Here is a 20586-nt window from a genome sequence, read left to right as displayed (position 1 = left end):
GAGCACCGCGCGGACCTCGTCCACCTGGCCAGCCCCTTCGTGCTCGGCGTCCGCGGCATGGCCGCCGCCGCCCGGCTCGGGATCCCGGCCGTGGCCGTGTACCAGACCGATCTGGCCGGATACGCCCGCACCTACATGGGCGCCGGCGAGGCCGCGGCCTGGCGGCGCATCCGTTCCGTGCACACCGCCGCCGACCGCACCCTCGCACCGTCCACCGCCTCCCTGCGGGACCTGGAGGCACACGGCGTGCCCCGGGTGCGGTTGTGGCCGCGCGGGGTCGACACCGAACGATTCCGGCCAGGACACCGGGACGAGGCGCTGCGCCGTGAACTCGCCCCGGACGGCGAGCTGATCGTCGGCTACGTCGGCCGGCTCGCCCCCGAGAAGCGGGTCGACCTGCTCGCCGGGGTCTGCGGGCTGCCGGGCGTGCGGGTGGTGGTCGTCGGCGACGGACCCAGCGGGCCCGCCCTGGCGCAGGCGCTGCCCGGGGCGGTCTTCCTGGGCCGCCGCACCGGCGACGACCTCGCCCGGATCTTCGCCTCGCTCGACGTCTTCGCCCACACCGGCCCCTTCGAGACCTTCTGCCAGACCGTGCAGGAGGCCATGGCCAGCGGGGTCCCCGTCGTCGCCCCCGCCGCGGGCGGCCCGCTGGACCTGGTCGACCACGGCCGCACCGGGCTGCTGGTCCCGCCGGGCGACGCGGACGCGGTACGGGACGCGGTGGCCGCCCTGGCCGCCGCCCCCGGCCTGCGCGCGGCCTACGGCGCCGCCGCGCGGGCCACCGTCGAGGGCCGCACCTGGACCGCCGTCGGCGACCGGCTCATCGAGCACTACGTCGATGTGCTCGCCGCGCGGAAGGCGGTGCTCGCGGCATGAGCGGGGAATCGCCGCGGAAGGCCGACGCGCCGCTGAGGATCGTCCGGCTGGCCAACTTCGTCGCCCCCGCCTCCGGCGGACTGCGCACCGCCCTGCGCGAGCTGGGAAAGGGCTTCCGGGCGGCCGGCCACGAACCCGTCCTGATCGTGCCCGGCGAGCGGCACACCGACCGGGACACGGAACAGGGCCGGGTCATCACCCTGCCAGGACCGCCGCTGCCCGGCACCGGCGGCTACCGCGTGCTCACCGACAGACGCCGCGTCGCCGCACTCCTGGAGGAGCTGGCACCCGACCGCCTGGAGGTGTCCGACCGTACGACGCTGCGCTGGACCGGCCGGTGGGCGCGGCGCGCGCGGGTGCCCGCGGTGATGGTCTCCCACGAGACCGCCGACGGGGTGCTGCGCACCTGGGGGCTGCCCGAAGGAGCGGCCCGGCGCGCCGCCGACGCCCTCAACACGCGGACCGCGCACACCTACTCCAAGGTCGTGTGCACCACCGAGTTCGCCGAGCGGGAGTTCGTGCGCATCGGGGCCCGCAACGTCGTACGGGCTCCACTGGGCGTCGACCTGACGAGCCGCCGCCCCTCGCTGCGTGACCCGGCGGTACGCGCCCTGCACGCGCGCGAGGACGACGTGCTGCTGGTGATGTGCTCGCGGCTGTCCGTGGAGAAGCGGCCCGGAACCGCGCTGGACGCCCTCGCGGAGCTGCGCCGACGGGGCGTGCGGGCGGTGCTCGTGGTGGCCGGGGACGGTCCGCTGCGCGGGCGGCTCGCCCAGCGGGCCCGGACCCGGCGGCTACCGGTCACCTTCCTCGGGCACGTCTCCGACCGGGGGCTCCTCGGCGCGCTCCAGGCCAGTGCCGACGTCTGCCTGGCGCCGGGTCCCGCGGAGACGTTCGGGCTGGCCGCGCTGGAGGCGATGGCCTGCGGGACGCCGGTCGCGGTGAGCGCGTCGTCCGCGCTGCCCGAGGTCGTCGGGTCCGCAGGTGCCGTGGCGGCGGACACCGGGGGCGGCTTCGCGGACGCCGTGGAGGCGCTGCTGGAGCGGCCGGAGCGGGAGCGGCGCGAGGCGGCACGCGCGCGTGCGGAGTGCTTCGGCTGGGGCGCGGCGGTGGAGGCGTTCCTCGCGGCGCACGACACGGCGACACGGGTGCGTCCCGCCGGCCCGCCGCCCGTGGTCCCGGCCGACGCGACGGCACGGGTGCCTGGCACCGATTCGTCCGATGGACTGGCGAAGGCGCGTGGCACCGAGTCGTCCGATGGGATGGCACAGGCGCGGGGCGTCGATCTGCCCGACGCGACGGCACGGGCGCGTCCCGCCGGTCCGTCCGGCGCGGGCGGTGCGGAGGCCGCGAACGGCTCCGGGCTCCGGGAGGGCGTCGGATGAGACCCCTACGGTTCGTGGCGCTGGGCGACTCGCTCACGGAAGGGGTGGGCGATCCGGTGAGGAACGGGTGGCGCGGTTGGGCCGCGCTGCTCGCCGCCGGACTCGCCCCGGAGCCCGTGCGGTTCACCAACCTGGCGGTCAGCGGGGCACAGACCAGGGACGTGCTGGAGACCCAGCTGCCCGCCGGGCTGGCGCTGCGGCCGGACCTGGTGTCCCTCGTGGTCGGCGTCAACGACACGCTGCGCCGCACCTTCGACATCCGCGCCGCCGCCGCCCGGCTGGACACGGTGTACGGGGCGTTCGCCGGGCAGGGCGCGGTGCTGCTCACCGCCTGCCTGCCCGATCCGGGTGCCGTGCTGGGGCTGCCCGGGGCGCTGGCCCGTCCGCTCGCCCGGCGGCAGCGGGCGGTCAACACGGTGGTCCACGCGCTGTCCGAGCGCCACGGGGCCGTGCATCTGCACGCCTGCGACGGGACCTGGATCCACGACCGGGCGATGTGGAGCGCGGACCGGCTGCACCCCGGGGGCGCGGCCACCGGCAGCTCGCCCTCCGCTGCCACGCCCTGTTGGCCCGGGCCGGCCTCGCGACGGGCGCGGCGCCTTCGCCCGAACCCGAGTCCCCCGCGCCGACCAGAGCGGCCGGGCTGTGGTGGCTGGCCACCGCGGGGACGGGCTGGGTGGCCCGAAGGTGCACCGATCTGCTGCCCCAGCTGCTGCGCCTGGCCGCCGACGAGCTGCGCCACGACGCGCGCGGGACGAGCGCGCGGCTGGACCTGCGCGCGGCGCACGCGGCGTCGGCGGCTCTGGCGGCGCTGTCGGTGGGGGAGTGGACGGACGCGGCGTGACGGCCGGACCGGCCTCAACGGCTGCGCGCGGTCGTGCCCCGAGACCCGTTCAGCGGCGCCGTACCGCCAGGAAACGGACCGGTGTGCCGGGGACGGCCTGGGCGGCCGCCGGGAGGTCGGCGGAGCGGACGACCGCGATCACCGGGTAGCCGCCGGTGGTCGGATGGTCGGCCAGGAAGACCACCGGGCGGCCGTCCGGTGGTACCTGGACCGCGCCGAGCACCATGCCCTCGCTGGGCAGTTCGCCGCTCCGGGCCCGCTCCAGGGCGGGGCCCTCCGTGCGCAGCCCGATGCGGTTGCTCGCCGCGGAGACGCGGTAGGCGCGGGACGTGAAGTCGCGCAGGGCCCGCGCGGTGAACCAGTCGTCCCGGGGGCCCGGTGTCACGCGCAGGACCAGTTCGGCCGGCGATGCGGGCTGGGGAGCGGTGTCCACGCGCGCGTGGGGCTCGCCCGGCGTGCCCAGCGGCAGTACCGCGCCGTCCGTGAGCGGCACCGGGCCCAGGCCGGAGAGCAGGTCCGTGGACCGGCTGCCGAGCACCGGCTCGACGGCGATCCCCCCGGAGACGCCGAGATAGCTCCGTACGCCCGCGCGCGCGGGTCCCGCCTCCAGGAGCGCCCCGGCGGGCACCCGCACCGGCGCGCCCCAGGCGGCCGGCCGGCCGTCCACGGTCACCGCGCAGGGCGCGCCGCCGACGGCCACAAAGACATCCGACCGGGGACGTACGGCGCAGCCCGTGAGGGTCGTCTCGAGGACCGCAGCCTCGGGCCGGTTGCCGACCAGGCGGTTGACCAGCGCCGCCGCGGGGGCGTCCAGTGCCCCGGAGCGCGGCACGCCCAGGTGGGCGTGGCCGGGGCGCCCGAGGTCCTGGACGGTGGTCAGCGCTCCGGCGCGGACCACGGCGAGAGCACGGTCGGTCATGGCGCGGGCACCTCCGCCTGCGGGACGAACCGCACGCGCGTGCCCGGTGCCAGCAGCGCGGCCGGTACGCGCGCGTGGTCCCACAGCACCGCGTCCGTGCGGCCGATCAGCTGCCAGCCGCCGGGCGACGACCTCGGGTAGACGCCGGTGTACGGCCCCGCCAGCCCCACCGCCCCGGCCGGGACCGCGGTGCGCGGCGTGGCGCGGCGCGGGACGTGATAGCGCGGTGGGAGTCCGGTGAGGTAGCCGAAGCCGGGGGCGAAGCCGCAGAAGGCGACCCGGAACTCGGTCCCCGCGTGGACGCGGGCGACCTCCTGGGGGGAGACGCCCCAGTGCGCGGCGACGTCCGCCAGGTCCGGGCCGTCGTAGCGCACCGGGATGCGCACGACCGTCTCGGCGAGCGGCGGCGCGGGCGGTACCTCGGCGGCGGTCAGGTCGGCGGCGACCCGGCGGGGGTCGGTCAGGCCGTCGAGCAGGACCGTCCGCGCGGCGGGCACGATCTCCCGTACCGTCAGCGAGCCCTCCGCGCGGCGGCGCACCAGCTCGGCGTGGAGCGCCTGCGCCTGCTCGCCGGACGCCACCTCGACGAGCAGCGCCGTGTCCCCGACGGGCAGCACCCTCATGCGAAGGCCTCCACCCGCACGCCCGCGGACTCCAGCCGTGCGCGCACCCGGCGGGCCAGCTCCACCGCGCCGGGGGTGTCCCCGTGCAGGCACAGGGACCGCGCGCGGACCTCGATCGGGCGTCCGGACCGGGCGGTGACCGTCCCGGACCGGGCGAGGCTCACCGACCGCTCCACGACGGCCTCCGGGTCGGTCAGCACGGCGCCGTCCTCCCCGCGCGGCACCAGCGTGCCCTCCTCGGTGTACGCGCGGTCGGCGAACGCCTCCGTGACCGCCGGGAGGCCCGCCCGGGCGGCCAGTTCGAGCAGCCGGGAGCCGGGCAGGCCCAGCACGGGCAGCGTGGCGTCCGCCAGCAGCACCCCGTCGATCACCGCGCGGGCCTGCCGCTCGTCGTGGACCACGCGGTTGTACAGGGCGCCATGGGGTTTGACGTAGGCGACCCGGGAGCCCGCCGCCCTGGCGAAGACCTCCAGGGCGCCGATCTGGTAAGCCACTTCGGCCGCCAGCTCGGCGGGCGGCACGTCCATGGCGCGCCGCCCGAACCCGGCCAGGTCCCGGTAGGAGACCTGGGCGCCGATCGTCACCCGGCGCTCGGCCGCCAGCTCGCACACCCGGCGCATGGTGACCGCGTCCCCCGCGTGGAAGCCGCAGGCCACGTTGGCGCTGGTGACGACGGACAGCAGCTGTTCGTCGTCGGTCAGCCGCCAACGGCCGAAGCCCTCGCCGAGGTCGGCGTTCAGATCGATCGCGCTCATGGTCCCCTCTTTGTCCTGCTCTGTCAGGCTACGCGGTACTGCTCGTCACGGGCGTCGGTGAGGAACATCTGGCCCGGCGCGTGCGTGATCGCGAACGGCGGGCGGGAGGCCGTCACCGCGGCCTGCGGGGTCACGCCGCAGGCCCAGAACACCGGGACGTCGCCCGGCTCCGCCGTCACCGGGTCGCCGAAGTCGGGCCGGCCGAGGTCCTCGATGCCGAGTGCCGACGGGTTCCCGTAGTGCACGGGCCCGCCGTGCACGGCCGGCAGCAGACCGCTCTCCCGGATCGCCGCCGCCAGGTGCTCCGGCGGCACCGGACGCATGGACACCACCATCGGGCCGTGCAGCCGTCCCGCGGGCCGGCACGCGCGGCTGGTCACGTACATCGGAACATTGCGGCCCTGCTCGACATGGCGGATCGGGACACCCGCCGCGGCCAGCGCCCACTCGAAGGTGAAGCTGCACCCGATCAGGAACGAGACCAGGTCGTCACGCCAGTGGGCGAGCACGTCGGTCGGCTCGTCCACCAGCTCGCCGTCCCGCCAGACCCGGTAGCGCGGCAGATCGGTGCGCAGGTCGGCGCCGTCCGCGAGCACCGTCGTCCAGGAGCCCGCGTCGGTCACGTCGAGCACCGGGCAGGGCTTGGGGTTGCGCTGGCAGAACAGCAGCATGTCGTACGCCCAGTCCGCGGGCACCGAGATCAGGTTCACCTGGGTGTGGCCCGCCGCGACGCCGGCGGTGGGACCGGTGAGACCCGCGCGGAAGCGGGCCCGGGCGGCTTCGGGCGTCCACGCGTGCGCGTGCTCGTCGACGAGCGTCAGGGGGCGGTCCCCGGCGGCGCCGGGGGCGGGGTGCCGCGGCCCGGTCATGTCAGCTCCCTTCCGCGGGTCTCGGGCAGCCCGAGGAGGGCGAGCGCGGCGATGCCGTAGCCGATCGCGCCGAAGACCAGCGCGCCGCCCACGCCCCAGCTGTCGGCGAGGAAGCCGACCGTGGTGGGGAAGACCGCGCCCACCGCGCGGCCGGTGTTGTACGTGAAGCCCTGCCCGGTGCCGCGCACGGCGGTCGGGTACAGCTCGCTCAGGAAGGAGCCGAAGCCGCTGAAGATGGCCGACATGCAGAACCCGAGCGGGAAACCGAGCACCAGGAGCAGCGAGTTGGCGCCGCTGGGGATGTTCGCGTACGCCAGGATGCAGATCGCCGACAGCAGCGCGAACAGCCAGATGTTGCGCCGCCGGCCCAGCCGGTCGGTGAGGTGACCACCCGTCAGATAGCCGAGGAAGGCACCGGAGATCAGGAAGGTGAGATAGCCGCCGGTGCCGACGACCGAGAGGTCCCGTTCCGTCTTCAGATACGTCGGCACCCAGGTGGCGAGGGTGTAGTAGCCGCCCTGCACGCCGGTGGACAGCAGCACCGCGAAGACCGTGGTGCGCAGCAGGCCGGGCTCGAAGATGGCGGTGAAGGAGCCCTTGGCGGGGCTGTGCTCGCGTACGGCGGCGGCCTGGGGTGCGTCCTGCACCCGGCGCCGCATCCACACCACCAGCAGCGCGGGCAGCGCCCCGGTCCAGAACATGACCCGCCAGGCCAGGTCGCCGTCGACGAACGAGAACACCAGCGTGTAGACGATCGCGGCCAGCGCCCAGCCGACGGCCCAGGAGCTCTGGACGGCGCCGAGGGTGCGGCCCCGGTGCCTGGCGCTCGCGTACTCGGCGACGAGGATGGCGCCCACCGCCCACTCGCCGCCGAAGCCGAGGCCCTGCAGGGCGCGGAAGACGAGCAGCGTCTCGTAGGTGGGCGCGAAGCCGCAGGCCACCGTGAACACGGCGTAGGTGATCACCGTGATCATCAGCGCCTTGACCCGGCCGATGCGGTCCGCCAGGACGCCCGCGAGGGCGCCGCCGATGGCCGAGACGACGAGCGTGACGGTGGTGAACAGGCCGGTCTGGCCGCTGTCCAGGCCGAAGTACGCGGCCAGCGCGACCATGCTCAGCGGCAGTGTGAAGTAGTCGTACGAGTCCAGGGCATAACCGCCGAACGCGCCGGCGAAGGCGCGCCGCCCGCGCGGTCCGAGCGCGCGCAGCCAGCCCAGCGGCCCTTCGGCGGAGGGGGGTTCCTGCGCGCCGGGGCGTGGCCCGCCGGTCAGCGCCTTCGGTGGAGGGGTCGTGCTCATGGGCACCTCGCAGGGGGAGGACGGAGGGTGCTTCAGAAGTGAGCCAACGCACAGCAACGTAGAGGATCGTTCAACGATCCTTCAATACCCCTGTTGTTTCGTTCTGGCGGCTGCGCTTGAATTCCGGGCATGGCAGAGCAGCTGACGGATCTCGCCGACGACCGGGCGCTCCTCGGGCGCACCAGCACCGCCGAGCGGGTCTCGGACATCCTCAGGAGCCGTATCGCCGACGGCTACTTCCCGCCCGGCACCCGGCTCTCCGAGGAGAGCATCGGGGGCGCGCTCGGGGTCTCCCGCAATACGCTGCGCGAGGCGTTCCGGCTGCTCACGCACGAACGGCTGCTCGTGCACGAGCTGAACCGCGGGGTCTTCGTCCGGGTGCTGACCGTCGAGGACGTGGAGGACATCTACCGCACCCGCCGGCTCGTGGAGTGCGCCGTCGTCCGGGGGCTCGGCGAGCCGCCGTACGCCGTCGACGCGCTCGCCGGGGCCGTCGACGGGGGCAGGCGGGCGGCGCGCGAAGGTGACTGGAACGCGGTGGGCACGGCCAACATCCACTTCCACCGGGAGCTGGTCGCGCTGGCCGGGAGCGAGCGCACCGACGAACTGATGCGCAGCGTCTTCGCCGAACTGCGCCTCGCGTTCCACCTGGTGGACGAGCCGCGTCGGCTGCACGAACCGTACATTTCGCGAAATGTCCACATCTTGGAGGCTCTTCAGGCCGGTGAGCGAGACAAGGCCGAGCGCCTGCTCGCCGGCTACCTCGACGACTCGCTGGAACGGGTGGTGGAGGTGTACCAGCGGCGGGTACGGAGGGACGGTCCCCACCTCGCCTGACAGCGGCGGCGGGCGAGAACCGGCCCGAGGGGCGCCGGGGACTGCGCGCCCTGCCGCATACGACCCGCACCCGGCGGTCCAGCGTCGACACCTGCCTCCGGCGGGGCCCTTCCGTGCCGTTTGGGTCGTTGTCAGACCGAGGACCTAGTCTGTGCACCGTGACTTCGCCTGCATCGACGGACAGCGTTCCGCCCCAGCTCAGCGCGGGGCCGCGCCCCGCCATGGGCCCGGCCGCCGACGAGGGACTGGCGCGGCGGCTGCGCGCGCTCGCCTGCACCGCGCCGCTGCACGACCTCGACGCGCGCAAGGCGAACCTCGCCGGTGAGTACTCGGTGTACGGCATGGCGGAGATCGCCCTCGCCGCCATCGACCTCGTCACCCTGAACATGGACTTCGACACCGGCGCCGACCACGACCAGGTCGTCGCCCGGCTCGTGCCGCGGATCGCCGCCCAGGCCCCGCGGCGGCCCGGCGCCGAGCACGAGCGGGTGGCCCGCTGGGTCCTGGAGAACCTGATCAACGTCGGCAGCGTCGACCGCGGCTTCCGCGCGGTGTACGGCACCTTCGGCCCCGACGGCACGTACGTCCGCCGTGACTACGACTTCAAGCTGATCGAGGAGGTCCCCGGCCCCGGCGGCACCGTCTACCTCCGCACCACCGACGAGGCGGTCAACGTCCTCGTCGGCGCCCTCGACACCGATGTCACCAGCGCGCAGATCGCCGCCGAGGTCAAGCTGGAGGTGCTGATCAGCCGCGGCCGGCTCGCCGACGCGCAGCTCGCCGCCGAGCAGGCCCGGTACCGGACCGTGCAGTACTCGGAGACCCTGCGCAAGGCACTGGACGCCACCCGCCGCAACGTCCGCGCGGTGGACTGGCTCAACACCGTGCCCGACATGATCGCCGAGGCCCTGGACCACGTGGCCGACCGCTACCGGCACGAGAACGCGATCCTCACCAACATCCGCAGGGCCCGCGACGAGTCCGAGGACCCCGAGCACAAGCGGCGCGCCGCCGAGCTGGTCGACATCGTCAAGGACTGCATCCGCCGCCACACCCAGCTCCAGTCCCGCCTGCTGGAGGCCGGCCCGCTGTTCCGCGCCGAACAGGACCGGCAGGCCTTCGCGACCCCGGGGGCCGCCGCCGGGATCGACCTCTACGGCCACCTCGTCGCCCCGATCCTGCCGCTGCCCCTGGAGCAGGCGATCCGCGTCACCGACGCCTGGTTCGCCCAGGGCACCGGCCTGCGCACCCCGGTCTCCGTCCGGGTCGGCGACCTGGTGGACATCCTGCTGACCCCGCCCGTCGAGCGGGAGCACCTGGGCGCGGAGATGCCCGAGCCCGACCTCATCGCCACCCCGGACGACAGCCGGTTCAGCGAGGAGCAGCTGGCCGCCGCCATGGAACTGCTGGACCTCCCGGCCGACGCGCCGCGCCGCCTGTCGGGCCTGCTCGCCGACGCCCGCCGCCAGGACCCGGAGCTGCCGTATCTGGTGGCCCTGCTGGCGGTCCACGCGGCCAGCCCGCCCGTCGGCACCGCCTACCGGCAGGGCGAGGAGAAGCTCCTGTTCGCCGTGGACGACGGCACCGAGCTGGACGATCCCGAGTTCGGCGGCGCCGACCTCATCGTCGGGACGGCCCTGCTGGACGCGGCCGGGATGGCGGCGGACAGGACGGAAGCAGCATGAGTGAGCACCACAGCGAGGAGCACCGACCGTGACCGAGCACGTCGAGTGGAGTGAGCCGGAGGCACCCGCCCCGACGGCGCAGGCCCCCGTCACCCCCGCGGACGCCGCCGACGCGGCGCGGCTCGTCGCCTTCGGGCTCCAGCCCAAGCTGCTGCCCGCCCGCGACCAGGAGTACGCGGACCTGCTGCGCCGCTACCGCGAGGACCCGCCGTTCGCCCGCCTCGCGGACGCCGTCGCCGCGGGCCTCGGCCTCGTCGTGCTGGAGGTGTCCCCGCGCGCGGGGATGGCCGTGACGGCCGCCGAGGACTCGGTCTTCGCCGTCCGCATGGGCGACTACGCGCGTCGCACCGCCGCCGACTCCGGCGACCGCTTCCTGCACGGGCTCGCCCACCTCGCCGTCGCCGCGATGGCGTTCCCGCGCCCCGAGGACCTCGCCGACGACGGCTACATCGGCCGGGTCACCGTCAACGGCGTCGACGCCTTCGTCCGGCAGGCCTGCCGGCGCCTGGAGGAGCGCGCCGCGGAGCAGGGCGAGAACACCGACCCGGCGACGGACGCGCCCGGCCTGGAGGCCGCCTGGCGGATCTGGGCCCGGCGCAGCGCCACCGGCGCCACGAAGGACGCCCGCCGCCCGGCCGCGTCCACCACCGGAATCGTCGCCAAGGCCGTCACGTTCCTCACCGAGTCCGGCTTCCTCCAGCGCACCGGCGACGACAACGGCGGCACCTACCGCACCACCGCCCGCTACCAGCTCCAGGTCCGCGACATGGCGGGCAGCGCCGCCATGGCCGAGCTGCTGGAGCTGGGCGTCGTCCCGGTCACCGACGGCACACCGACCCTGATGCCCGCCGAGGAGACCGACGACCTGGAGCTGGTGGCCGACGCGGGACTGCCGTTCCACTCCGCGTAGGCCGCCCGCCGCACCCCGACGAACCTCCCGTACCTCCCCGATCTGACGAAGTCTGACGAGAGTCCGCCATGTACGAGCTGTCCCGGGTCCGCCTCTACTCCATCGGACCCGCCGGTGCGCGCTACGCCGACACCGTGCTTGACCTGCGCGGTGTGGGCGAGCCCGTGCCCGACCCCGCGCCCACCCAGGCGGAGTTCTTCGAGGAGGAGCCCGTCGGACCGCCTCGGCGCCCCGCGCCCGCCGGCGTGCTCTTCCTGGAGAACGGCGGCGGCAAGTCCGTCCTGCTCAAGCTGATCTTCTCGGTGATGCTGCCCGGCCACCGCAACACCCTCGGCGGCGCCAGCTCCGGTGTGCTGCGCAAGTTCCTGCTCGCCGACGACTGCGGCCATGTCGCCCTGGAGTGGCAGCACGTGCAGACCGGCGAGTGCGTCGTCGTCGGCAAGGTCAGCGAGTGGCGCGGGCGGCAGGTCTCCAACGACCCGCGCAAGTTCGCCGAGGCCTGGTACTCCTTCCGGCCCGGCCCTGGACTGACCCTGGACAACCTGCCGGTCGCCGAGTCCAACGCCGTACGGCCGCCCGTCGAGGGCCAGTCCGGCGCACAGGGCCGCCGCCGCACCATGAAGGGCTTCCGCGACGCCCTCACCGAGGCCGGCAAGGCGTACCCGCACCTGGAGGTGCACTGGGAGGAGATCCACGAGCGCTGGACCGAACACCTCGGCGAACTCGGCCTCGACCCCGAACTCTTCCGCTACCAGCGCGAGATGAACGCCGACGAGGGCGAGGCCGCCGGCCTGTTCGCGGTGAAGAAGGACTCCGACTTCACCGACCTGCTGCTGCGCGCCGTCACCGACACCCGCGACACCGACGGGCTCGCCGACCTCGTCAGCGGCTTCGGCAACAAGCTGGGCCGGCGCGCCGAACTGATCGCCGAACGCGACTTCACCGCCGGGTCGGTGGACCTGCTCGGCCGGATCGTCGAATCCGCCGAGGCCCGTTCCCGCGCCCGGGACGTCCACGCCGGCGCCGAGCGGCGCACCCGCACTCTGGCCCGGCGGCTGTCCGCACGCGGCGCCCGGGAGCGGGTGCGCGCCGCCGACCTCGCCCAGCGGGTCACGGCCGCCGCCTACGCCGTCACCCACGCCGAGAGCGCCCGCGAGCGCAGCGCCCTGATCACCGCCGAACTCGCCTACCGGCACGCCTCCCTGGCGCTCGCCGCCGCCGAGAAGGCCGCCGCCGCGCAGAAGCGCGAACTCGCCGACGCGCGCACCCTGCACGCCGCCTGGCAGGCCGCCGAGGCCGTGCTGCGGCACCGCGCCGCCGCCGACCGGGTCGCCCGCGTGGCCGCCGCCATCCAGGAGGCCGAACAGGACGCCGCGCCCGCGCTAGCCGCTCGCACCAAGGCCGCCGTCGACCTCGTCCGAGCCCTGCACGCCGCCGCCGAGAGCGCCGAGAACCTGGCCCACGAGGAGGAGGAGCGCTCCGCCGCCCTCCAGGAGGTCAGCGACTCCGCCTACCGGGACTCCACCGCCGCCGCCACCGAGGCCCAGCGCGCCCGCAGCGAGACCGGGCATCTGCGCCAGCGGCTCACCGAGGTCGAACAGGAGACCGCCGAGGCGGTCCGCGCGGGCTGGCTCGACGACAGCGCCCCCGACGCCGACCCCGCGCGGGCCGCGCTCGCCGCCAGCGACGCCGAGAAGACCGCCGTCGCCGCCTGGGACACCGCCCGCGAGGCCGCCCGCCGGGCCGGCGAGCACGCGCGCGAGGCCGCCTCCGCCGAGTCCCGCGCGGAGCTGACCGCCGCCCGCGCGGCCGACGCCGCCCTCGCGGCCGGGCGGGCGTACGAGGGCGAGCGGCGCACCGCCGAGGCACTGGCCGCCGAGGAACGGCTCGCGGAACTGCTGAGCCTGCCCGGCGCCTCCGCCGGAGCCCGGGCCCTGGTACCGGGGCCGCGCACGGGCTCCCCCGAGGAGGAGACCGCCCGAACCGAGGGCACCCTCACCGCCGAGGAGCTGGACCGCTTCGCCGACGAACTGCGCGAACTCCTCGACGACGCCGTCTCCTCCGCCGAACGGCAGCTCTTCGAGCTGCGCACCGCCGCCGCCGACGACGCCCGGATCCTCGGCGCGCTCGGCGACGGCGGGCTGCTGCCGCCCGGCCCGGACGTGCTGGCCACCGTGGAGTTCCTCGGCGAGCACGGCATCCCCGCACTGCCCGGCTGGCGCTATCTCGCCCAGGCCGTCGACCCCGCCGACCACGCGCGCGTGCTCGCCGCCCGGCCCGAGCTGGTCGACGGCGTGATCATCACCGATCCCGACTCGCACACCCGCGCCCGCGAGGCACTGAGCGACGCCGCGCTGCTGCCCCGGTCCGCCGTGGCCGTCGGCACCGCCGCCGCCCTGCTCGCCCCCACCCCGGCCACAGACTCCGCCGACAGCGGCGTCTTCCTCGTCCCGCCGAACCCGGCGATGCACGACGAGCACGCCGCCGACGAGGAGCGGCAGGCGCTGCGCGCCCGGGCCACCGAGCGCGACGCGGAGATCCGCGCCCTCGCCGCCCGGCTCGGCAAGGACCGCGAGCTGGCCGCCCGGCTCGCCTCCTGGCGCACCGGCTGCCCCGCCGGACGCCTCGCCGAACTCGCGCGGGCCGCCCAGGAGGCCCGCGCGTTCGCCGAGGAGGCCGAGGCCGAGCTGGCCGAGGCGCGCACCGTCCGCGCGGAGGCCGAGGAGGCCGCCGCCGAGGCAGCGCAGGTCCGCGACGAGAAGCAGGAGGCCGCACAGCGCGCCCGGCGTGCCGCCGACGCCCTCGCCGGACTCGCCTTCCGGCTGCGCGAGCGGGCCGGCTGGCAGGCGAAGCTGCGCGAACTCGCCGACGAGGCCACCGAGTCCGAGGCCCGTGCCCAGGCCTGTCTGGAGCGCGCCCGCGCTGCCGACGAGGACCGCCGCGCCGCCCAGCGCGCCGCCGACGACGCCCGCCGCACCGCCCGCGCCCTGCGCGCCGAGCGCTCGGAGATCGCGGGCGCCCCCGACGACGTACCCGAGGACGACACCGGTTCGCCGCAGGCGTCGCTGCCCGCCCTGCGCGAGGCCTACCGCGCGGCCTCCCAGGTGTACGAGAAGGTCGGCGTCGGTGCCGACCTGCGCGCCGAGCAGGCCCGCGCGGAGAGCGACGAGAGCGCGGCCCGCGCCGACCTGGACCGGCTCAGCAACAAGGTCCGCACCCGCGCGGAGCAGCTGCTCCAGTCCCCCGACGGGTCCGACGGGCCGTCCCGGCAGGCCGCCGCCGCCCGCGCGGAGGAGCTGGTGCAGCTCCTGGAGACCCGCATGTCCAGCGCCAGCGAGCAGCTGGGCCGGCTGCGCGGCGAGGCCGAACGGCACGCCCCCGAGGACGGCGAGGCGCACACCGAGCTGCCCGAGGAGCTGGTGCCGCGCGACGCCGAGCACGCCCAGGCGCTGCTGCGCACCGCCACCGCCGAACTCGCCTCCCGCACCGAGGCACTGGCCCAGGCCCGGGAGGCGCACGCCGAGCTGCTGGCCGCCCACCGCGCCGCCGAGGACGCGGCCGGCGGCTTCGACGAGATCGCCGCGCTCCTGCGGGACCTGCTGCGCGAGCCCGCCGGGGAGGAGGACCAGGAGCAGCCCGAACCGTATCCGGGCAGCCTGGAGGAGGCCCGGCAGTCCGCCGCCGAGGCCCGCCGGTCGCTGCGCGGCTGCGCCGCCGACCTGTCCGCCGCCGAGGCCGCCGTCCGTGAGGCGAGCGACGTCCTCGTCCGGCACGCCAACTCCACCCGCTACGAGCAGGTGCGCACTCCCGCGCGGCAGCAGATCCGCGAGCTGCCCGCGTCCGCCCTGCCCGAGCACGCCCAGCGCTGGGCCGACGCCTTCGCGCCGCGGCTGCGCGTCCTCACGGACGAGCTGGCACAGCTGGAACGCAACCGGGACTCGATCGTGGACCGGCTGCGCGGACTGGTCGAGTCCTCCCTCGCCACCCTGCGCTCCGCACAACGGCTGTCCCGGCTGCCGGAAGGGCTCGGCGAGTGGTCCGGGCAGGAGTTCCTGCGCATCCGCTTCGAGGAACCCGACCAGGCCACCCTCACCGAACGGCTCGGCGAGGTCGTCGACGAGGCCACCCGCGCGGCGGTCAAGAAGAACTCCGACCTGCGCCGCGACGGCATGTCCCTGCTGCTGCGCGGGGTCGCCGCGGCGCTCCAGCCGAAGGGCGTCGCCGTCGAGATCCTCAAGCCGGACGCGGTGCTGCGCGCCGAGCGGGTGCCCGTCGGTCAGATGGGCGACGTGTTCTCCGGCGGCCAGCTGCTCACCGCGGCCATCGCCCTGTACTGCACGATGGCCGCCCTGCGCTCCAACGACCGCGGCCGCAGCGACAAGCACCGCCACGCGGGCACGCTGTTCCTCGACAACCCGATCGGCCGCGCCAACGCGACGTACCTGCTGGAGCTCCAGCGGGCCGTCTCGGACGCGCTCGGTGTGCAGCTGCTGTACACGACCGGACTGTTCGACACCACGGCACTCGCCGAGTTCCCGCTGGTCATCCGTCTGCGCAACGACGCGGACCTGCGGGCGGGGCTGAAGTACATCAGCGTCGAGGAACACCTCCGCCCGGGCCTGCCGAAGCCGCCGCAGGCGGGGGAGGCGGGCCACAGCGAGATCACGGCGACCAGGATGTACAAGCGCCCGGCACCGGTGGCCCCCTAGGCCAAGGGGGGCGGTGTCGATGTGCGCCTCCGCCGCGTGGGCGGACCGAGCCGTATCGGCGCTGCCCCGCCGACCGCCTCGATCACGGCACGGCCTCGGGGCCGAGGCGACAAGACCCTCTGCTGTTGCGCACTGCACGACGAGTTGCGCCGGAGCACAGGGGGGGTGTACGAGGCGAGTCGTCGCCGGAGTATCCGGCCGCCGGGCCGTGACCGGGGGCGTCCTCCCGTCAGAACCCGTAGCCCATACGGCGCGACAGCTCGGCGCCCGCCGCCACCGTGCGCCTGGCCAGCTCCGGCAGCCGGTCGAAATTCAGCCGGTACACCGGCCCGGAGACGCTGATCGCGGCGATCACCTCGCCGTCGTGGGCCCGGATCGGCGCGGCCACGGCGGCGAGCCCCAGCTCCAGCTCCTCGACGGTGGTCCCGTAACCCTGCTCCACCACGGCCTCCAGCTCACCGCGCAGCATGGACGCGGCCGTGATGGTGCGCTCCGTGAAGCGGGGCAGCGAACGGGCCAGCAGGCCTTCGCGCAGGGTGGGTGGCATGTGTGCGAGCAGCACCTTGCCGCTGGACGTGGCGTGCAGCGGGGTGCGCCGGCCGAGCCAGTTCTGCGCGGTCACGGACGCGGTGCCGCGGGCCTGCATGATGTTGACGGCCGCGTCGTCGTCCAGGACCGCGATGTTCACGGTCTCGCCCAGCTCGTCGGCGAGTTCCCGGCAGACCGGCACACCCTCCTGCGAGATGTCCAGCCGCACGGCCGCGGCCCCCGCCAGCCGCAGGACACCGGCCCCGAGGTAGTACTTGCCGCGGTCCTTCGCCTGGGCCACCAGTCCGCGGTTCTCCAGGACGCCGAGCAGCCGGAACGCGGTGGACTTGTGCACGCCCAGCTCGTCGGCGATCTCGGTGACGCCCGCTTCACCGCTCCGGGCGAGGATCTCCAGGACACTGACGGCGCGGTCCACCGACTGCACGGCGCCGGCGGCTCCCCGGCCGGTCTGCTTCGCCGTGTTCCCGGCTCCGTCCTCACCGTGATCGGACTGCTTCTGCGTGCGGGCCATGGTTCAGCTCTCACCACCTGACGGCCCGGTCCGGGCCGCATCCGCGGGAAAGCCTCGACCCGACGCTCGCCCCCGCTGGATTCCGTCGCGCACAGCGCTGGACAGTGCGCAGTGCGAAACTGATGCTACCGAAGAGGCTGGAAACGACCTCCCTGAGGGCAAGTCCATCCGCGTCGAGACGACGTCGAGAGGACACCGCCTGTGGCCGTCTTCCGTCGTGGAGGGAGACCGGGTGGGTCTCGGGAGGCGGACCCGGCGCGCAGCCTCGAACTCCTCGACGGCGCGGCCGGGCCCATCCCGACCCGGTTCAGGCGGCCTCGGCCTCGGCTCGGCGCCGGCCTGGACATCCCGCAGCTCCCTCACGGCGTCCGGACGAGCGAGCCGCACCACCGCCGCGCTCGCCGCCGACCGTCCCCGGGCCTCCCACGGGTCCGGCGAGAGCTGGGCCGTGAACTCGGCGAGCCGGGCCGTGAACTCCGCCGCGAACCCGCCCACGGGCCCGACCACGGACCGCGCCGCCGGCCCGCCCCCGAGGACGTCAGGATGGCGCCCTCACGGGTGTGACAACTGCTCCGCGCCACCGGGCCGGTGTATGCGTCCCTGTGCCCGCTCGGCGGCCAGGGCCTGCCGGCGCACCCGGCGCCGCTCGCGGCGCAGCGCGCGGGCCGTGCTGCTGGGCGTCGACACGACGCCGTTGCGCTGGTTCCACACCTGGCGCGTGACCCACACGTCGAGCACGGCCCAGGTGGCCGCCACCGTGCTGGCCACGCTGCTGAGCACCATGGGGAACGCCAGCCAGGATCCCGCCAGCGTGCTCAGAAAGGCCACCATCGCCTGTATCAGCGTCAGCGAGATGATGAGCACCGCCCGCACGGCCGCCGTGCGGACCGGATCGGGCAGCCTGCGCCGTTTCGCGGGCTCCTCGACCCACAACGGCCGGTAGTGCGGCCGCTCCTGACCGCCGCTCGAGTCGCCGGACGCGAGGGCACCCTCCGCGCCCGCCACGACCGCCTCGCTCCGCTCCGCCGTGCCCATCACCGTGTCACTCCCCACCGCCAGCAGACCGCTTGCCCCGGTCCGAAGACCCGACTCCCCAGTGGCTGCCCGGCTTGCGCTGTTTTACGCCGCCCGGGTGCGGGACGCGGCTCCTGTGGCCGATTCCGCCCCCATTCCCTGCCATGAAGGACGAACGGCCCTCCCCGAAGATTCCCTGACACTCCCACGAACGAAAAAATCCGGCCAATCGTCCAGTCACACCCGGCGCTTCCGGCCGTTCGCCCACCACCCGATCCGGGGAGGCAATCTCCCGCAATGACCGGACAACTCCCCATGCTCCGCCTCCGGTACGGAAGTTCTGCTTCCGGAACGGTCTTCGAGTTAGCTGTTCGTCGGTAGTAGGCTCGCGCCGTTTGTTGACGCACATGTGTACCCCCTGCCGGTGGGGGTCGAGCTGGGGGAGGCCATGCGCTTTCGCGGGAAGTCCATCCGCCGGAAGATCGTGGCGCTGCTTCTCGTGCCGTTGGTGTCCCTGACCGCGATCTGGGCCTTCGCGACGGTACTGACGGGCCGTGAGGCGGGCCGGCTGTTCAGTGTGTCGTCCCTCGTCGAGGAGATCGGCTACCCCGCCGAGGACACCGTCCGCGTCCTCCAGCAGGAACGCCGCCAGACCCTCGTCCATCTCGCCGATCCCCGCGCCTCCGACGGCCTCGCCGCCCTCAGGCGCAGCCAGGCCGCCACCGACGCGGCCATCGCCGAGATCCGCGGCAACGCCGGGGACCCGGACGTGCGCGACGCCCTGGGACAGGCCGGCAGCGAGCGCCTGACGGCCGTACTGGACGCCTTCGACGGCGTCGACTCGCTGCGCGACAGCGTCCGCGACGGCACCGTCGACCGCGCCCAGGCCTTCACCCTGTACAACCGGCTGATCGATCCGTGCTACTCGCTGCTGGCCAACCTCCACGTCGTCGACAACGTGGAGATGGACACCCAGTACCGCGCACTCGTCAATCTCTCCCGCGCCCGTGAACTCCTCTCCCGTGAGGACGCCCTGCTGGGCTCCGCCCTGATCGTCGGCAGGCTCTCCCGCGCCGAGGTCCGCCGGATCTCCGACCTCATCGCCCAGCGCACGCTGCTGTACGACGTCAACCGGTCGCTGCTGCCGACGGCGGAACGGGACCGGTACGAGCGCTTCTGGGAGAACGCCGACACCGCCCCCCTGCGCGTGGCCGAGGAGGCCGCCGTCGAGCACCGGTCCGGCACCCCGGACGGCGTCACCGCGCAGAGCTGGGACACGGCCGCCGGCAAGGTCCTCGACAAGCTGGGCACCCTCGACGACGAGGCGGCCGACCGCTACCAGGAGCGGGTCCGCCCGATCGCCACCGCCGTGATCGTCAAGTCCGTCGTCGCCTGCGCGCTCGGCCTGATCGCCCTGCTGGTCTCCCTCTTCGTCTCCGTACGCATCGGCCGCGGCCTCATCCGCGACCTGCGCCAGCTGCGCCTGGAGGCCCACGAGGCGTCCGGGGTGCGGCTGCCCAGCGTGATGCGGCGGCTGTCCGCGGGCGAACAGGTCGACGTGGAGACCGAGGTCCCGCGCCTGGAGTACGACAAGAACGAGATCGGCGAGGTCGGCCAGGCCCTCAACACCCTCCAGCGCGCCGCCGTCGAGGCCGCCGTCAAGCAGGCCGAACTGCGCGCGGGAGTCGCCGAGGTCTTCGTGAACCTCGCCCGCCGCAGCCAGGTCCTGCTGCACAAGCAGCTGACCCTGCTCGACACCATGGAACGCAGGACCGAGGACACCGAGGAACTCGCCGACCTGTTCCGCCTCGACCACCTCACCACGCGGATGCGCCGGCACGCCGAGGGCCTGGTGATCCTCTCCGGCGCCGCGCCCTCCCGGCAGTGGCGCAAACCGATCCAGCTCATGGACGTCGTGCGCGCCGCCGTCGCCGAGGTCGAGGACTACGAGCGCATCGAGGTCCGCCGGCTGCCGAGGATCGCCGTCACCGGACCGGCCGTCGCGGACCTCACCCACCTCGTGGCGGAGCTCCTGGAGAACGCCACCGTGTTCTCCCCGCCGCACACCGCCGTCCAGGTGGTGGGCGAACGGGTCGCCAACGGCTTCACCCTGGAGATCCACGACCGGGGCCTCGGCATGGCGGCCGACGCGCTGCTCGACGCCAACCTCCGGCTGGCGGAGACACCGGAGTTCGAACTCTCCGACACCGACCGGCTCGGCCTGTTCGTGGTCAGCCGGCTCGCCCAGCGGCAGAACGTCCGCGTCTCGCTCCAGCCCTCTCCCTACGGCGGCACCACCGCCGTCGTCTTCATCCCCGACACGCTGCTGACCGACGACGTCCCGGACACCAACGGCATCGGCTTCCGCCTCGACCGGCCCCGGCCCGCCAAGGACGCCGAGGCCGACGCGGGTCGCCGCAACGCGCTGTCCCACGTGCCGGTCCAGCTGCCCGGCCTGCCCGCCTCACTGCTCGACGGGCCGGTCGAACTGGAGGCCCCGGTCGACCTCGACGCGATCGGGGACTTCCCCGGCGCGCTCGACGGCGAGGAGAGCGAACGCGGCGGCCTGTTCCGCCCGCGCCGCTCCCTCGTCGCCGCGGACGAGGAACCGCCGCCCGGACGCCCCGGCGGACGTCACCACGCCGCTTCCTCCCGCGCCCCCGGCGTCCCCACGGGTGACGGCACCGACGAGGACGACCACCTCGACGCGCCCGTCCCCCTGCCCCGCCGCCGCACGCCCAAGCTGGTCAGCTCGCACGGGCGCCCGGTCACCGAGCAGCGTTCCCGCCGCCCCGACCCGGA

General features: G+C 74.9%; 13 protein-coding genes and 2 pseudogenes. 8 read left to right on the top strand and 7 right to left on the bottom strand.

Annotation, left to right across the window (positions count from 1 at the left end; genetic code table 11):
• From CCN42_RS10240 to CCN42_RS10230, 3 genes and pseudogenes are all read left to right on the top strand, one after another.
• The coding region (locus CCN42_RS10240) for a glycosyltransferase (protein WP_086734748.1) at positions 1-876 on the top strand (876 nt) is incomplete at its 5' end.
• A pseudogene (locus tag CCN42_RS10235) lies at positions 873-2042 on the top strand (glycosyltransferase); the annotation flags it as partial. The gene CCN42_RS10240 and the pseudogene CCN42_RS10235, both read left to right, overlap by 4 nt.
• A gap of 215 nt (positions 2043-2257) precedes the next feature.
• Positions 2258-3105: pseudogene (locus CCN42_RS10230) on the top strand (SGNH/GDSL hydrolase family protein).
• Positions 3106-3154: 49 nt separating this feature from the next.
• Here the strand turns inward: CCN42_RS10230 and CCN42_RS10225 are convergent.
• Genes CCN42_RS10225 through CCN42_RS10205 form a run of 5 tightly spaced genes read right to left on the bottom strand, consistent with a single transcriptional unit; the run spans position 3155 to position 7569 of the window.
• Positions 3155-4024: a 5-oxoprolinase subunit C family protein gene (locus CCN42_RS10225; protein ID WP_086734746.1), complete on the bottom strand. Its 870-nt coding sequence runs from the start codon at positions 4022-4024 to the stop codon at positions 3155-3157.
• A complete protein-coding gene (gene pxpB / locus CCN42_RS10220; protein WP_086734744.1) occupies positions 4021-4647 on the bottom strand; it encodes a 5-oxoprolinase subunit PxpB in 627 nt (208 codons plus the stop codon). The genes CCN42_RS10225 and pxpB overlap by 4 nt, the downstream gene beginning before the upstream one ends.
• Positions 4644-5402 (bottom strand): LamB/YcsF family protein, encoded by a 759-nt coding sequence (locus CCN42_RS10215; RefSeq protein WP_086734742.1) that lies wholly within the window; start codon positions 5400-5402, stop codon positions 4644-4646. Before CCN42_RS10215 ends, pxpB begins: the two co-directional genes overlap by 4 nt.
• Positions 5403-5425: 23 nt before the next feature.
• Positions 5426-6271, bottom strand: coding sequence for a putative hydro-lyase (locus CCN42_RS10210; RefSeq protein ID WP_086734740.1), 846 nt, complete (start codon positions 6269-6271; stop codon positions 5426-5428).
• The gene (locus CCN42_RS10205; protein ID WP_086734738.1) at positions 6268-7569 is read right to left on the bottom strand and encodes an MFS transporter; all 1302 of its coding nucleotides are present in this window, start codon (positions 7567-7569) and stop codon (positions 6268-6270) included. The genes CCN42_RS10210 and CCN42_RS10205 overlap by 4 nt, the downstream gene beginning before the upstream one ends.
• A 129-nt stretch (positions 7570-7698) precedes the next feature.
• On the opposite strand from CCN42_RS10205, the gene CCN42_RS10200 reads away from it, so the two are divergent.
• The 4 genes from CCN42_RS10200 to CCN42_RS10185 all read left to right on the top strand — a co-directional run bounded on the left by CCN42_RS10200 (position 7699) and on the right by CCN42_RS10185 (position 15710).
• Entirely contained in the window at positions 7699-8406 is a 708-nt protein-coding gene (locus tag CCN42_RS10200) for a GntR family transcriptional regulator (protein ID WP_086734736.1), read from the top strand.
• Between the two features lie 158 nt (positions 8407-8564).
• Positions 8565-10091: a hypothetical protein gene (locus CCN42_RS10195; RefSeq protein WP_086734734.1), complete on the top strand. Its 1527-nt coding sequence runs from the start codon at positions 8565-8567 to the stop codon at positions 10089-10091.
• A 28-nt stretch (positions 10092-10119) separates the two neighbouring features.
• Positions 10120-11001 (top strand): hypothetical protein, encoded by an 882-nt coding sequence (locus CCN42_RS10190; RefSeq protein WP_086172869.1) that lies wholly within the window; start codon positions 10120-10122, stop codon positions 10999-11001.
• A gap of 68 nt (positions 11002-11069) precedes the next feature.
• Entirely contained in the window at positions 11070-15710 is a 4641-nt protein-coding gene (locus tag CCN42_RS10185) for a hypothetical protein (protein ID WP_086734732.1), read from the top strand.
• Positions 15711-15939: 229 nt separating this feature from the next.
• Here CCN42_RS10185 and CCN42_RS10180 read toward each other — a convergent pair whose 3' ends face one another.
• Both CCN42_RS10180 and CCN42_RS10175 read right to left on the bottom strand, forming a co-directional pair.
• The gene (locus tag CCN42_RS10180; RefSeq protein WP_211294668.1) at positions 15940-16770 is read right to left on the bottom strand and encodes an IclR family transcriptional regulator; all 831 of its coding nucleotides are present in this window, start codon (positions 16768-16770) and stop codon (positions 15940-15942) included.
• Positions 16771-17322: 552 nt separating this feature from the next.
• Positions 17323-17805: a hypothetical protein gene (locus CCN42_RS10175; RefSeq protein WP_245877215.1), complete on the bottom strand. Its 483-nt coding sequence runs from the start codon at positions 17803-17805 to the stop codon at positions 17323-17325.
• A 427-nt stretch (positions 17806-18232) separates the two neighbouring features.
• On the opposite strand from CCN42_RS10175, the gene CCN42_RS10170 reads away from it, so the two are divergent.
• Positions 18233-20586 (top strand): sensor histidine kinase (locus CCN42_RS10170; protein ID WP_107427576.1); only part of this gene is annotated, 2354 nt, incomplete at its 3' end.

Source organism: Streptomyces glaucescens (assembly GCF_002154375.1).
GTDB lineage: Bacteria > Actinomycetota > Actinomycetes > Streptomycetales > Streptomycetaceae > Streptomyces > Streptomyces glaucescens.
Note: the sequence above shows the minus strand (reverse complement) of the source record. Positions and strands in the feature narration are given on the sequence as shown.